Genomic DNA, 13,985 nt, shown 5'->3' on the forward strand with positions numbered 1-13,985 from the left:
GGTTCGAAAAAAACGTTTGACAGAAACGTTTGTTCGTATTTATAATGAGTGACAGAAAGAACGAACACACATTCTATTAGGAGAGATGACATTATGAGGTTAAAGGAATCTATTATTTTTATTGGGCTATTCTCATTCATCGTTGGCATATTTCTCTCACTTATTGCAGTCACTAGCCATAATGATCCAAATCAATATGTTAAAATAGAGGTTCAATCAGGTGATACTCTTTGGGGATTAGCTGACCAAGTAAACGACAGTAAATCAATCGATAAAAATGCTTTTATTGACTGGGTAACTGAACACAATGATCTCGCTTCAACTGACATCCAGCCTGGAGATATCCTTGTCATTCCAGTTAAAAAAGAGCATCCAGTCGTATATCAACTTGCAACAGTACAGTAGAAAGGTCGATTGAAGACATGAATGCAATCATTTATGCGAGAGTAAGTACTGCCAAAGAAGAGCAAGAAACCTCGCTTACAAGACAAGAAGAAGAACTGCTTGCTTTAGCCGCAGCGCACAAGATGAATGTAGTCAAAGTGATTAAAGAAAAAGCGAGTGGATACGATCTTGATCGTGACGGTGTTTTTGACATGCTGGCTGCGCTGAAAGAGGAAGAAATCGATGCTGTTCTCATTCAAGATGAGACACGCCTTGGAAGAGGGCAGGCGAAAATCGCTCTTCTTCATTGTCTGTTTAAAGAAAAAGTCAAGGTGTACAGCGTATTTCATAGAGGAGAGCTTGAGCTTTCAGAAGCAGACGAGATGGTCATTGAAATTGTAGGCGTTGTAGAAGAGTATCAGCGGAAAATTCATAATTTGAAAATTAAGCGTGGGATGAAAAAAGCTGTTGAGCGAGGGTATCAACCCGAACTGAATTTAAAACACCAAGAACAGGCGCCTGGCCGCGAACGTATTGAAGTACCGATTTCTGAAATTGTTCGATTAAGAAAAAACAACATGACATTCGCTGAAATTGCAGTGACATTGCAGGCACTTGGTTTTGACATTTCAAAAGCAACCGTCCATAGAAGGTACCAAGAATATGAAAAAGGGCTTGCGACTTAAAGCGTGATTTGTTGTAAAAATGACTGATATTTAGTAGTATGTAGAGAAAATGTTTTAAAGGAGTTTGTCATGATTTCTAAAGAACAGCTTGCAAGAATCAATGAGCTTTCAAAAAAGTCGAAAGAGGCCGGTTTGTCGGACGCTGAGAAAACAGAACAGAAGCAATTAAGAGAGGAATATTTAAAGGCTTTTCGTTCTTCTATGAAAAATACACTCAAAACCGTGAAAATCGTCGATCCAGAAGGAAACGATGTCACACCAGAAAAATTAAAAAGAGAAAGAGACCAGAATCTTCATTAAAGGTCATCATTTCTTTATTTTTGAAAAGATGGGAGGAATATTCTCATCTTTTTTCATATTTGCATAAGTTTTTAGGTGATCGATAAACTAAATGTGACAAAATCCTTCTTTTTCGGCGTGAAATAGTTGTGAAAAAAGGACAGTAGATTTATGATAATGGTGTACACAAGATACGGAAGGGGATTTATATGGAAACGATTGAATTGAAATCTATTGCAACAATACGTACTCTCTCCATAGACGCAATTGAAAAAGCGAATTCCGGTCACCCTGGAATGCCGATGGGCGCTGCACCAATGGCATACGCTTTATGGACGAATCACTTAAACGTAAGTCCGCAAAATCCAAATTGGTTTAACAGAGACCGTTTTGTGTTATCTGCGGGACATGGCTCTATGCTTTTATATAGCATGCTTCATTTAAGCGGATACAATCTGAGCATCGAAGATTTAAAACAATTCCGCCAATGGGGAAGCAAAACACCTGGACATCCTGAGTTTGGACATACAGAGGGCGTAGATGCGACAACAGGTCCTTTAGGACAAGGGATTGCGATGGCTGTTGGAATGGCACTTGCAGAAAGACATCTTGCAGAAACGTATAACAAAGACAATTTTAATGTTGTGGATCACTATACATACAGCATTTGCGGAGATGGAGACTTAATGGAGGGCATTTCCTCTGAAGCTGCTTCACTTGCTGGTCATTTAGGCTTAGGCCGTTTAATTGTTCTTTATGATTCAAACGACATTTCTTTAGATGGCGACCTTGATCGTTCTTTCTCTGAAAATGTGAAGAATCGTTTTGAAGCGATGAATTGGGAAGTTCTTTATGTAAAAGACGGCAATAACATTGAAGAAGTGACGGCTGCCATTGAAAAAGCCAAACAAAGTACAGACAAACCTACACTTATTGAAGTGAAGACGACAATCGGTTTCGGTTCACCAAACCGTGCGGGAACGTCTGGGGTGCACGGTGCACCGCTTGGCAGTGAGGAAGCGAAGCTAACGAAGGAAGCTTATTCTTGGACGTTTGAAGAAGATTTCCATGTACCTTCTGAAGTGTACGATCATTTCAAAACTGCTGTTAAAGACGCTGGACAGAAAAAAGAATCAGCGTGGAATGAACTGTTTGAGCAATATGAAAAAGAATATCCAGAACTGGCAGCTCAGCTGAAGCTTGCGATTGAAGGAAAACTTCCTGAGAATTGGGATCAAGAAGTTCCTGTTTATGAAGCAGGTTCAAGCCTTGCCTCTCGTGCTTCTTCTGGAGAAGTATTAAATGGCATTGCAAAGCAAGTACCATTCTTTATTGGTGGGTCTGCTGACCTTGCTGGATCAAATAAAACAACAATCAAAGATACAAGTGACTTTGGTAGAGAGAATTATGCTGGCAGAAACATTTGGTTTGGTGTGAGAGAATTCGCAATGGGTGCAGCATTAAACGGTATGGCACTTCACGGCGGACTTCGTGTATTCGGTGGAACATTCTTTGTTTTCTCAGACTACTTAAGACCTGCCATTCGTCTTGCTGCATTAATGGGACTTCCTGTCACTTATGTATTTACGCATGACAGCATTGCGGTTGGGGAAGATGGACCAACGCATGAGCCAGTTGAACAGCTCGCTTCATTACGTGCGATGCCTAACCTTTCTGTTATTCGTCCAGCTGATGGAAACGAAACAGCTGCAGCATGGAAAATTGCTGTATCTTCAACGAATAAACCGACAGCGCTTGTTCTTACTCGTCAAAACCTTCCAACGATTGATCAATCACCAGAGAAGGCGTATGAAGGCGTAGAAAAAGGTGGATATGTCGTCGTTGAAGCAGCTGATGCACAGCCAGAAGCTCTTCTACTTGCTTCAGGATCTGAAGTAGGTTTAGCCATTGAAGCGCAAAAAGCACTTGAAAAAGAAGGCATTCGCGTTTCTGTCGTGAGCTTACCTGCATGGGATCGCTTTGATGAGCAGTCAGACGAATACAAAGAGTCCGTTCTTCCTAAAGCAGTGAGAGCACGTGTTGCAATCGAAATGGGTGCTTCACTTGGCTGGGAACGTTACACTGGCCTTGATGGCGATGTGATTGCGATTGATAAATTTGGCGCTTCTGCACCAGGCGAAACCATTATTGAAAAATACGGTTTCACTGTCAGCAACGTGGTGAGCCGCGTAAAAGCAAAGCTGAATAAATAATCAGTCTCCAAGCATCATGCTTTTTTGCAGTCGGTTTGCAGAGCTTTTCACTATGCTCTGCAAACTTTTTTCTTTTTTCTTGTTTTTTTGACAAAACTAGTTTCTTCTTGCTTCATATATAGACAATTCTTTCTTTCACATTTTTGTATAATACAAGCAATAAGCGAGATTGACGAAATGTGAAAGGAAGGGATAGACATGGAACGCCATTATTATATTTATTGGATTGAGGATGAGTTTGCTCATCATTATTTTGGTAGAGAATCTATTTTGTTTCATTTGTTTGAATCGTTACACTGGACGAACCGCAGTGATGACGAATTAGTCATGCTTGTTAAGCAAGTGGATTATGTAACGAAACGAATCCCTGCTTTTCATATGCACCAGCGTTTAATGAACAATTTAACCAACATTCACTATACACAAATAGGCTCAATATACAGTGCATCGCTGCCAGATGGAAAAGGCACAGCCGCATTCATTATAAAAGACCGTTACATTCAAATGTCTGCCACAGGCAGTTATGAGGCAGAAGCGGTGTTTTTTGAAGTACTCAGAAAAATTAGTCCTTGTTTCCTGGCTATGGACTTTGGATCAAAGAAGCACGGGTGGCTCAATCCGGTAAAAGTGAGGAATTTTGTTTAAAAAAATAAAATTGAACGTGAAATGTTGTATAATAGCCTTTTGTTTAGTACACTTTATACGAGACAACATGAAGGAGGAAGAATTATGGATTTATGGGTTGTCATCCTTGTAGGCGTTGTTGCACTGCTTGCAGGAGTTGCACTCGGATTCTTTATTGCTCGTAAGTATATGATGAGCTACTTGAAAAAGAATCCACCAATTAATGAACAAATGCTTCGAATGATGATGATGCAAATGGGCATGAAACCGTCCCAAAAGAAAATCAATCAAATGATGAAAGCCATGAACAACCAAGCGAAATAATACGTACGTTATTATGATCATAGATGGAACATGGTCCCTAAAGATTGGACAAGCGATGTCCTTTCTTTATTGAAGTCACCTTCATCAGACGCATAAAACCACTGTACTTGCATGAATAAAGCAGGGAAAGTGGTTTTTATTTTGCCGTGAACCGTCCGTTAAAGACAAAACAAAAAACCCCTGTGAGCAGAGGTTTTCGTTTCTTTTATTGTCACACATATCAACTTTTCTAAAATCGTGCGGCATTTGTTTCTATCTTGAGATATCATTAGTTGGCTGAGTTTGAGTGTAAGTGTCGTTGATATTGTAAGAGGAGATGATCTAGCTGCTGGCTATGTTCGATGGTCACTGTTGATGTCATCCCATTATGCAAGACAACTTTCATCAGCTCTTCTCTTTTTTCTTCAATTTGAGTTAATAATGATGTTTTTACCAAAGTCATGTTCCTTTCATGCAAATCTTGATAAAAAGAATCGATTCTATTATATCCATTTTAAGGTTTATTTTCAAATTTAAAGGGTTTGGTATCTTGATGTCAAATTAAATTATATAAGGTTTTAAGAGATTAGACCATCTTTATTGAGATGATGTAAAAAAAATGAAATGAATTTGTCATCTCTTATTGTATATTGTAAGAAGGGGGTGTTCTTTTGTCAGATTTGAATTACTTTTTAGCGTTTGGAGCAGGGTTTCTATCTTTTATCTCACCGTGCTGTCTGCCACTTTATCCAGCCTTTTTATCCTATATTACGGGCGTTAGTATAGATGAAGTGAAATCTGAGAAGGTGATGCTGAGAAGAAGAAGTCTTCTTCATACATTATTCTTTTTAATTGGGTTCTCTCTCATTTTTATTGCCATTGGATTTGGGACATCGTTTGTTGGGAAGTTTTTCATTGAATATCAAGATGCGATTCGTCAAATTGGTGCCATTCTTATTATTTTCTTTGGCTTTATGATTCTTGGTGTATTTCAGCCTTCTTTTTTAATGGGAGAAAAGAGGTTGCAGTTTAAAAATCGTCCAGCCGGTTTTTTTGGATCGATTCTCATCGGAATGGGTTTTGCTGCTGGTTGGACACCATGTACCGGCCCGATTTTATCAGCTGTCATCACACTTGCCAGCAACAAGCCAGAGTCCGCTGTGACCTATATGATTGCGTATGTATTAGGTTTTGCTATCCCATTTTTTGTTCTTTCCTTTTTCATCACAAAAATGGCTTGGATCAGAAAGCGTCAGCAGCTCATCATGAAAACTGGCGGGATTATTATGATCGTAGTAGGGATCTTGCTGTTCTTTGATCTTCTGACATGGATCATTATCATGTTCTCATCATTATTTGGAGGATTTACGGGCTTTTGAAATCGTTTTCTACAGTCGCGGCGAATGGTTTTTTTTCGTCAATTGGAGTATATTATACATAGACTGACCTTAAAGAATAAAGGAATGATTTGATATGATGATCATAATTTCTTCTATAGTGGCGGTATGTATGGCGGTAGCCGTCATGTTTATTCGCATTAAATCATCTGCAAAACCTGCAACCGCGAAAAAAATTATATTACCTCCTATCTTTATGAGCACTGGTGCACTGATGTTTTTTGTGCCAATGTTTCAAGTAACTGGAGCTGAATTTTTAGAGGCGATTACTGTAGGGATGTTTTTCTCTATCTTTTTAATTAAAACATCGAAATTTGAAATTAGAGGCAATGAAATCTATTTGAAACGTTCAAAAGCATTTGTGTTTATTCTCATTGGACTTCTTGTCCTTCGTATCGGAATGAAGACGATTTTAAGCTCTTCCATTGATTATGGTGCGCTCAGCGGGATGTTTTGGATTCTAGCCTTTGGCATGATTGTCCCATGGCGGGTTGCGATGTATTTGTCGTTTAGAAAGATGTCTAAACAATTAGATCTGCAGCAGGCCCAAATAAATTAAACCTCCTTTTTAAAAAGGAGGTTATTTTAATAAAGATTCATATGGTGAATGGTCGATCTTTTTTTCTTGAAGGCGCTTTAGTAGAAATTTATGATCCCGCTTCGGTGTAGCGATAATATAGCCGCGAATGATTAAGTCTAAATTAATGCTGGCCGCTTGTTCTTTTAGTGCCAGTTCGCCAATTTTGCCGGCGATTTTTTCTTTGGCGACATCTCTAAACAGCTCTGGAACCGGTAATACTAGCTCATTTAATAGCTGTTTGTCTTCATCGCGCCATAGGTGCAGGCTCTTTTGAATATATTCATCCTGCCAATCAAGCTCTGATTTCCCGTCTTCTTTCGGCAATCGTTTTAAAAACTTGCGAAACATAAAAAAGCCACCGATTGCTAGTAATCCAATCATCACTGTACCCCAAAATAAAATGAACCACAAAAACCAGCCGCTTAACATGTTCTCACTCCCTATATCCCTTCTCTCTATTCTATTTTACATGAAGAGAAGGTAGAAGAAAATAACAAAAATGTATGTGTTTTTTCTCTATAAATGCCTTTTTTGATAAAGAGACGCCCATTTACTAGAATGACCCAAACCATTTAGTAGAAAAGGAATACATTATTGTATAGCGACTCTACTATTTGGCCATGGTGGTTCGCACAAGGTATTGACTTGAAACGAACGGAAGAGAGCCCACCTGTATACAGGTGGGCTCTTAATGTTTGAAGTGCGGCATTTGAAAGGAAAATGCTCCGTCTTGACGATGGGCATCTTTTTTGATTTTTATTGATATGATTCTGTTTTCGTAATCTGTATCAATGTCTTTGTCATTCAAATAAAAAGGGAGCATGACACTTTTTTCAATCGGCTGTTCTCTTTCATCAATCAAATAAGCGAGGATGAGCTCACATCCGGAAAAGGTCAGTTTTAAATCAGTGATCGATAGGGTGGAGAGGTCGATCTCAATAATATAATCACGGCTCGTTTCGTAAAGATCTATTGGGAGCTGTTCGTCATACCATGCAAAAGGATCGTCCATTAATACACTCAGCCAATCATCTATTTCAAGAAAATCAGAGGAATTCACTTGCTTTTCATTCTCCATAAACACTCCTCCATCACATCTCATAATAAATCATATGATGAAAGTTGAAATGTGTGAAAGACCTAAAACATCCCGTTTGGTCACGGGCTTAAGAGAAAATGTTTACATATCATGATGTGAATTGTGCTTTTGTCTTGTATGGTTGCGGTTTTTCACTTTTTTACTGCCTGATAGTGGCTCAGGCTGCCCGCCTTGATGCTCTTTAGGAGAGTTTTGACGTATGTCTTTCCCAGTGTTTTTGTTCGTCATCATTTCTCACTCCTTTCTTATTGGTTTTTTTTACGCTTTTTATTGTTTTGCTTTTGTTCTTCTGTTAAAACGAGCTGATCATTTTCTATATAGCCTGCACCATTTCCTTGGCTTTTGGCTGCGTTCATGTCGTCAATGACATGATTTGCTTTTCTTTTTGTCATGTTCTATCACCTCAGCATTAGTATGAACCCGTGCTGCTCAGTTTATGAGGAGTAATCATTTCCTTGTGATAAGCTAAACTTATTGAATTTAATAAAAGCATTGTTATTTACTTATGTATGAATTTGTTTTAAGATGAAATTGTGAGAAAATTGTGGTGAAATGCGACGATTTTTCTGAGAATTGAAATTGATCTTGATCATCAAAAGGGGGATTTTGGACATGTCGAAACAGCAGCAAGTCGCTAAACAAGACGCTTTTCAATCTAGAAAAACGTTTTCGACAAATGGGAAAACGTATCACTATTATTCGTTAGAAGCACTCGAGAAACAAGGAATCGGAAATGTTTCTAAATTGCCTTATTCCATTAAGGTACTGTTAGAATCAGTGCTTCGCCAAGTAGACGGTAGAGTGATCAAAAAGGAACACGTTGAGAACTTGGCAAAATGGGGAACTGCCGAGGTAAAAGAAATTGATGTTCCATTTAAACCTTCTCGTGTTATTTTACAAGACTTCACGGGTGTGCCAGCTGTCGTTGACCTTGCTTCTTTAAGAAAAGCAATGGCAGATGTGGGCGGAGACCCAGATAAAATCAACCCTGAAATTCCAGTTGACCTGGTCATTGACCACTCTGTACAAGTCGATAAAGCTGGAACTGAAGATGCATTAAACATTAACATGGATTTAGAATTCGAACGTAACGCAGAGCGTTATAACTTCCTTAGCTGGGCAAAGAAAGCGTTTAACAATTATCAAGCTGTTCCGCCTGCAACAGGGATCGTTCACCAAGTGAACTTAGAGTATCTTGCAAGTGTTGTTCATGCAATCGAAGAAGATGGCGAGATCATCACTTACCCAGATACATTAGTTGGTACTGACTCACATACAACAATGATTAACGGTATCGGTGTACTTGGATGGGGCGTTGGCGGTATCGAAGCAGAAGCTGGAATGCTCGGTCAGCCTTCATACTTCCCAGTACCAGAAGTCATTGGTGCTAAATTAGTTGGAGAGCTTCCAAACGGAACGACTGCAACTGACCTTGCCTTAAAAGTGACACAAGTTCTTCGTGAAAAAGGCGTAGTTAACAAGTTCGTCGAGTTCTTCGGACCTGGTGTTGCACAATTGCCGTTAGCAGATCGTGCAACAATTGCGAACATGGCGCCAGAATACGGTGCAACTTGCGGATTCTTCCCAGTAGATGAAGAAGCGCTAGCTTACCTTCGCCTTACTGGACGTGATGAAGAGCAAATTAATATCGTTGAAGAATATTCTCGCGCAAATGGCTTATTCTATACGCCAGATGCAGAAGAGCCAATCTTTACTGATGTTGTGGAAATTGATCTTTCTCAAATTGAATCAAACTTATCTGGTCCTAAACGTCCACAAGATTTGATTCCACTTTCTCAAATGAAAGAGACGTTCCATAAACACATCGAAAGCCCAGCTGGTAACCAAGGTTTTGGCTTAGAAAAATCAGAGCTAGACAAACAAATCGAATTTGATCTAGCAAATGGTGAAAAGGCTGTGATGAAGACAGGTGCGATTGCGATTGCAGCGATTACGAGCTGTACGAATACATCGAACCCATACGTCTTAATCGGAGCAGGTCTTGTTGCGAAAAAAGCAAGTGAGCTCGGTATGAAGGTGCCAAATTACGTGAAAACGTCACTAGCACCGGGTTCTAAAGTTGTAACAGGGTACCTTGTGAATTCGGGACTTCTTCCATATTTAAGAGACCTCGGATTTAACATTGTTGGGTATGGCTGTACAACATGTATCGGAAACTCCGGACCGCTTGAAAAAGAAATTGAAGATGCTGTCTCTGAAAATGATCTGCTGATCACTTCTGTTTTATCAGGTAACCGTAACTTCGAAGGTCGTATCCACCCGCTTGTAAAAGGAAACTACCTTGCATCTCCACCATTAGTTGTGGCTTATGCACTTGCTGGTACGGTGAATATTGATTTAACAAAAGATCCGATCGGTGTCGATAAAAATGGCGAGAACGTTTATTTCAATGACATTTGGCCATCAATGGATGAAATCAACAGCGTCGTGAAAAGCACTGTCACACCTGAGCTATTCCGTTCAGAGTATGAAACTGTTTTTGACAACAATGACCGCTGGAATGAAATTAAAACGACAGACGATGCATTGTATAAATGGGATGAAAATTCCACATACATTGATAACCCGCCATTCTTCGAAAACTTATCAGTTGAACCTGGTAAAGTTGAACCACTTAAAGGATTGCGCGTAGTGGCGAAGTTTGGTGACTCTGTCACAACAGACCATATTTCTCCTGCTGGAGCGATTGGTAAAGACACACCTGCAGGTAAATACTTGCAAGAAAGAGGCGTATCGCCTAGAGACTTTAACTCATACGGATCTCGCCGTGGTAACCACCATGTTATGATGAGAGGTACTTTTGCAAACATCCGTATTAAGAACCAAATCGCACCAGGAACAGAAGGCGGGTATACAACGTACTGGCCAACTGGTGAAGTGACATCCATTTATGATGCATGCATGCGTTATAAAGAAGATGGAACTGGTCTTGCGATCTTAGCAGGTAAAGATTACGGAATGGGTTCTTCTCGTGACTGGGCTGCAAAAGGAACAAATCTTCTTGGAATTAAATTCGTTCTAGCGGAAAGCTTTGAGCGTATCCACAGAAGTAACCTTGTCTTCATGGGCGTACTTCCTTTACAGTTTAAAGACGGTGAAAGTGCAGAAACTTATGGACTAACAGGAACAGAAACATTTGAAGTAGATGTTGATGAAACAGTTCGTCCGCGTGATCTTGTCACTGTAAAAGCAATTGATACAGATGGCAACGAGAAAACATTTGAAGTAATTGTTCGCTTTGACAGTGAAGTCGAAATTGACTACTACCGTCATGGTGGTATCCTTCAAATGGTACTGCGTGAGAAATTGGCAAGCAACTAATAAAGCAAAGAAGAGAAGGCGATTAGACAGCTTTCTCTTCTTTTTTAACATAGTGGAGGATCAATCATGTGGAAAAAAGGAATGGCAAGCGCTGTTTTACTTGTGTTGATTGGTTTACTTGCATGGAATGTATTCGGACCAAAAGAACCCGCCATCGGTCTTGAAACAGGGGACAAAGCCCCTGATTTTGAGCTCAAAACCCTTGATGGCAAAACGGCATCTTTATCTGATTATCGAGGGAAAAAAGTACTTCTCAATTTTTGGGCGACATGGTGTAAGCCTTGCCGAACAGAAATGCCAGATCTAGATGCAATTAGAAGTGAAAATGACCAAGTTGAGGTACTAGCGGTGAATTTGACGAACACTGAAAAGAGTGTGGATCACGTCGCATCTTTTATTGATGAACTTAAGGTCAGTTTTCCTGTTTTATTAGATCAAAAAGGTATTCAAGCGAGATATCAGGTACTTTCATATCCGACGACATACATACTAGATGAAAAAGGGCGTATCCTGTCTGTAAAGCATCAAATGCTCACAAAAAAAGAAATTGAAAAAGAGCTGGATCTATAATGATTCAGCTCTTTTTTGCTTATTTTCTAAATGTTTTGGCGAAAATGGTATGAACAGAGTGGAGGTGGTGATAGAAATGAGACGAAGAAAGCGCCGTACTTTTGAAGAACTTGTGCTTGAAAATAAAAAAGAATTATTAAGCAATGAGGAATTTTTAAACCAGCTTGAAGAAAAGTTGGAAGAGCGATTTAGACAGAAATAAGTTATGATTTGACCTTTTTCGTTCATCCTAAAGAAGAGGGAGGGATGAATGATGGGTAGAGAGCATGATAAACAAGCGCAGTTTACACCAGACCATTTAGGGACAAAACCTGTAGCATACAAACGAAATAAAGGCAAAAAGATGCATAATAAATCGAATGAACAGCCTGATGTGATACAGACGAAGGGCGAATAATAGGAGGGAAGCATGATGAATGACAAGTCATATCAATCCAATCCAGATGATCGTTCTGATAATGTTGAGAAGCTGCAGGATATGATCGAAAACACACTTGAAAATATTGATGAATCTGAAGCAGCAATGGGTCTTTCAACAGAGGAAGAAAAGCAGATGATCAAGCAAAAAAATGAAAACCGTAGAACAAGTATTGACGCAATGCGTTCTGAAATAAAGGACGAGGAAGCAGCAAGAAAGAGCGGTTACACTGAATAAACCAGGGATTCCTGGTTTATTTTATTGCCTCTTTTTAGAAGAACCAATTGGAATGTGGTAAAATGTCAGAGACGTTAGGTTTTGATAGGAGAGCGATGAAAACGTGTATGTATCTAAAAAAGAAATAGAAGTCCGTTATGCAGAAACAGATCAAATGGGCATTGTGTATCATGCCAACTATTTAATTTGGATGGAAGTCGGCAGAACAGCGTTAATTAAAGAATTAGGCTTTTCCTATGCCCAGTTAGAGGCAGACGGTGTCCTTGCACCTGTTGTCGATCTTCAGGTTCAATATAAGAAACCACTACTGTACGGTGAAACGGCTACAGTTCACACATGGATAGAAGAATATAACGGCGTGAAAACAGTGTATGGCTATGAAATACAAAAACCTGATGGACAAACGGCTATTACAGGGACCACCTCACATATTTGTGTGGACAAAGAAACCTTTAGACCGATTCAATTTAGAAAAGCTTTCCCTGCATGGCACAGCGTTTACGAACAGTCCAAGAAGCAGGTTTGATTCATGGCATTTGGAATTAAAAGAAAGGATCTACATGCTTGGAAATCAGCTGTTCGGGAAGGGAATGTGGCCTTTTTGACACACTATTGGCTTGATGACCGTTTTCCGCATGCGAATACTGTCACAAAGGCAGCCTGTCAGGATATGGAGCAATTAATCGCTTGGGGACAAAAGCATGGATTAAAGAAAGAATGGATCCATGTTCGCGAAGGTTTTCCTCATTTTGATCTCATTGGTGATTCGCAAAAACGGATTTTGCAAAAAGAGCGGTCATTAGGAAACATTCAGGAGTATGGACTTTATATTGAGTGATAAACAAAAAAGATACCCGAGGGATGAGGTATCTTTTTTGTTTATTCATAATGAAATTCTGGTTCTTTCACGGACTCGTTATAATCAATATGCAGATCATGGTTGTCAAAATACCAAATATCACTTTCTTCCACAAAGAAAGTAATGCCTTCTACTTCAGCGGTTGCGCCGGCATTTTGAGGTTCATCTTTTGCGACGCCGAGAGAAAAGCCTTTTTGTACATTACTGCACCCGCCATATCTGACAAAAAAGCGAACATGATCACCTTTTTCTAAATCCAGTTCATTCTTGTACCAATTGAGTGCATCATCTTTTATCGTTAATTTCAATGTGATCGCCCCTTTTTGAAGTCATGCTGTTTTTAAATGCAGGATGCAAAAACAGCTTTTCTTTACTTTTACCACATATTTAAATTGATGAAACGGCTAAAGCCATTTGATTTTCGGTTCAGTTTTGTTGAGAATTCGTTTGAGGTTGGCGATGTGTCTGAAGATCACAAAGCCAGCAAGAACAGCAACAACAATAATTAAAAATAGATCTTGGGTGAATATGCTGTAAATGAATGTGTAGATCCCAGTCAGCATAGATGATAATGAAACATATTTACTAATGTATAAAAATAAGAAAAAAGCAGCGATCATCGTGATAAATAAGAACGGGGCATAAAATAACAGCACGCCGCCTGATGTAGCGACCGCTTTTCCCCCTTTAAATTTTGCAAAGACAGGAAAGCTGTGACCGATAACAGCAGCAACTCCTGCTAATAAGGGATGAATGTCCAGTTGCATGAAAAACGGTAAAGCCGAAGCAAGAGTCCCCTTTAAAATATCAGCTGTGATAACGATGGATCCTGCTTTCACACCTAGTGTACGGAATGCATTCGTCGCACCTAGGTTCCCGCTGCCATGTTCACGGATATCGATTCCCTTTGCAGCTTTCCCGACAATGAGACCTGATGGAATACTGCCGAGAAGATAAGCCAAAATAAACATCAAAGCAATTAACATCTGCATAA

The 13,985-nt window shown here is 39.5% G+C and carries 22 protein-coding genes; 15 read left to right on the forward strand and 7 right to left on the reverse strand.

The features are described from left to right. Window positions 1-93: 93 nt before the first annotated feature. The 6 genes from yneA (at window position 94) to BA79_RS03625 (ending at window position 4,510) form a co-directional block, all read left to right on the forward strand. Window positions 94-405: a cell division suppressor protein YneA gene (yneA, locus tag BA79_RS03600; RefSeq protein WP_007499348.1), complete on the forward strand. Its 312-nt coding sequence runs from the start codon at window positions 94-96 to the stop codon at window positions 403-405. Between the two features lie 17 nt (window positions 406-422). Then, a complete protein-coding gene (locus BA79_RS03605; RefSeq protein ID WP_019744126.1) occupies window positions 423-1,070 on the forward strand; it encodes a YneB family resolvase-like protein in 648 nt (215 codons plus the stop codon). 69 nt (window positions 1,071-1,139) lie between these two features. Next, on the forward strand, window positions 1,140-1,370 hold the full coding sequence (locus BA79_RS03610) for a DUF896 domain-containing protein (protein WP_008343816.1): 231 nt from the start codon (window positions 1,140-1,142) through the stop codon (window positions 1,368-1,370). Window positions 1,371-1,558: 188 nt separating this feature from the next. Continuing rightward, complete coding sequence (gene tkt, locus BA79_RS03615; protein WP_019744127.1) at window positions 1,559-3,562, forward strand: transketolase; 2,004 nt, start codon at window positions 1,559-1,561, stop codon at window positions 3,560-3,562. 198 nt (window positions 3,563-3,760) lie between these two features. After that, the gene (gene sirA / locus BA79_RS03620) at window positions 3,761-4,207 is read left to right on the forward strand and encodes a sporulation inhibitor of replication protein SirA (protein ID WP_007499339.1); all 447 of its coding nucleotides are present in this window, start codon (window positions 3,761-3,763) and stop codon (window positions 4,205-4,207) included. A gap of 84 nt (window positions 4,208-4,291) precedes the next feature. Continuing rightward, window positions 4,292-4,510, forward strand: coding sequence for a YneF family protein (locus tag BA79_RS03625; RefSeq protein WP_003212379.1), 219 nt, complete (start codon window positions 4,292-4,294; stop codon window positions 4,508-4,510). Between the two features lie 268 nt (window positions 4,511-4,778). Here BA79_RS03625 and BA79_RS03630 read toward each other — a convergent pair whose 3' ends face one another. Continuing rightward, window positions 4,779-4,952: an aspartyl-phosphate phosphatase Spo0E family protein gene (locus tag BA79_RS03630; RefSeq protein WP_369810454.1), complete on the reverse strand. Its 174-nt coding sequence runs from the start codon at window positions 4,950-4,952 to the stop codon at window positions 4,779-4,781. A 208-nt stretch (window positions 4,953-5,160) separates the two neighbouring features. On the opposite strand from BA79_RS03630, the gene BA79_RS03635 reads away from it, so the two are divergent. Together BA79_RS03635 and BA79_RS03640 are read left to right on the forward strand one after the other, a co-directional pair. Continuing rightward, the gene (locus tag BA79_RS03635) at window positions 5,161-5,868 is read left to right on the forward strand and encodes a cytochrome c biogenesis CcdA family protein (protein ID WP_008343813.1); all 708 of its coding nucleotides are present in this window, start codon (window positions 5,161-5,163) and stop codon (window positions 5,866-5,868) included. Between the two features lie 94 nt (window positions 5,869-5,962). Next, entirely contained in the window at window positions 5,963-6,445 is a 483-nt protein-coding gene (locus BA79_RS03640; RefSeq protein WP_007499337.1) for a CcdC family protein, read from the forward strand. Window positions 6,446-6,466: 21 nt separating this feature from the next. Here BA79_RS03640 and BA79_RS03645 read toward each other — a convergent pair whose 3' ends face one another. From BA79_RS03645 to sspO, 4 genes are all read right to left on the reverse strand, one after another. Beyond that, complete coding sequence (locus BA79_RS03645; RefSeq protein WP_007499335.1) at window positions 6,467-6,895, reverse strand: DUF2621 domain-containing protein; 429 nt, start codon at window positions 6,893-6,895, stop codon at window positions 6,467-6,469. Window positions 6,896-7,154: 259 nt separating this feature from the next. Then, complete coding sequence (locus BA79_RS03650; RefSeq protein ID WP_024719083.1) at window positions 7,155-7,544, reverse strand: Hsp20/alpha crystallin family protein; 390 nt, start codon at window positions 7,542-7,544, stop codon at window positions 7,155-7,157. 102 nt (window positions 7,545-7,646) lie between these two features. Next, a complete protein-coding gene (locus BA79_RS03655; RefSeq protein ID WP_003211331.1) occupies window positions 7,647-7,793 on the reverse strand; it encodes a small acid-soluble spore protein P in 147 nt (48 codons plus the stop codon). A 17-nt stretch (window positions 7,794-7,810) separates the two neighbouring features. Continuing rightward, window positions 7,811-7,957, reverse strand: a complete 147-nt coding sequence (gene sspO, locus BA79_RS03660; protein WP_035700940.1) for a small acid-soluble spore protein SspO — start codon at window positions 7,955-7,957, stop codon at window positions 7,811-7,813. 220 nt (window positions 7,958-8,177) lie between these two features. On the opposite strand from sspO, the gene acnA reads away from it, so the two are divergent. The 7 genes from acnA (at window position 8,178) to BA79_RS03690 (ending at window position 12,970) form a co-directional block, all read left to right on the forward strand. Continuing rightward, window positions 8,178-10,907, forward strand: coding sequence for an aconitate hydratase AcnA (gene acnA, locus BA79_RS03665; protein WP_008343808.1), 2,730 nt, complete (start codon window positions 8,178-8,180; stop codon window positions 10,905-10,907). A 66-nt stretch (window positions 10,908-10,973) separates the two neighbouring features. After that, window positions 10,974-11,477 carry a TlpA family protein disulfide reductase gene (locus BA79_RS03670; protein ID WP_008343807.1) on the forward strand — a complete coding sequence of 168 codons (504 nt, stop codon included), beginning with the start codon at window positions 10,974-10,976 and terminating at the stop codon, window positions 11,475-11,477. Between the two features lie 76 nt (window positions 11,478-11,553). Beyond that, window positions 11,554-11,679 (forward strand): FbpB family small basic protein, encoded by a 126-nt coding sequence (locus BA79_RS18850; RefSeq protein ID WP_003211002.1) that lies wholly within the window; start codon window positions 11,554-11,556, stop codon window positions 11,677-11,679. Between the two features lie 51 nt (window positions 11,680-11,730). Continuing rightward, the gene (locus BA79_RS03675) at window positions 11,731-11,874 is read left to right on the forward strand and encodes an acid-soluble spore protein N (RefSeq protein ID WP_008357830.1); all 144 of its coding nucleotides are present in this window, start codon (window positions 11,731-11,733) and stop codon (window positions 11,872-11,874) included. Between the two features lie 15 nt (window positions 11,875-11,889). Next, window positions 11,890-12,132: a small acid-soluble spore protein Tlp gene (gene tlp, locus BA79_RS03680; protein ID WP_017359579.1), complete on the forward strand. Its 243-nt coding sequence runs from the start codon at window positions 11,890-11,892 to the stop codon at window positions 12,130-12,132. Between the two features lie 103 nt (window positions 12,133-12,235). Then, a complete protein-coding gene (locus tag BA79_RS03685) occupies window positions 12,236-12,658 on the forward strand; it encodes an acyl-CoA thioesterase (RefSeq protein ID WP_008343800.1) in 423 nt (140 codons plus the stop codon). A gap of 3 nt (window positions 12,659-12,661) precedes the next feature. Next, a complete protein-coding gene (locus BA79_RS03690; RefSeq protein ID WP_017359578.1) occupies window positions 12,662-12,970 on the forward strand; it encodes a hypothetical protein in 309 nt (102 codons plus the stop codon). Window positions 12,971-13,011: 41 nt separating this feature from the next. Here BA79_RS03690 and BA79_RS03695 read toward each other — a convergent pair whose 3' ends face one another. Then, window positions 13,012-13,299 carry a HesB/YadR/YfhF family protein gene (locus tag BA79_RS03695; RefSeq protein ID WP_008343795.1) on the reverse strand — a complete coding sequence of 96 codons (288 nt, stop codon included), beginning with the start codon at window positions 13,297-13,299 and terminating at the stop codon, window positions 13,012-13,014. 96 nt (window positions 13,300-13,395) lie between these two features. Continuing rightward, entirely contained in the window at window positions 13,396-13,977 is a 582-nt protein-coding gene (gene plsY / locus BA79_RS03700) for a glycerol-3-phosphate 1-O-acyltransferase PlsY (RefSeq protein WP_008343794.1), read from the reverse strand. Window positions 13,978-13,985: the final 8 nt, after the last annotated feature.

Origin of the sequence: Bacillus altitudinis 41KF2b (assembly GCF_000691145.1) — a bacterium.
In the GTDB taxonomy this organism is placed as follows: Bacteria; Bacillota; Bacilli; order Bacillales; family Bacillaceae; genus Bacillus; species Bacillus altitudinis.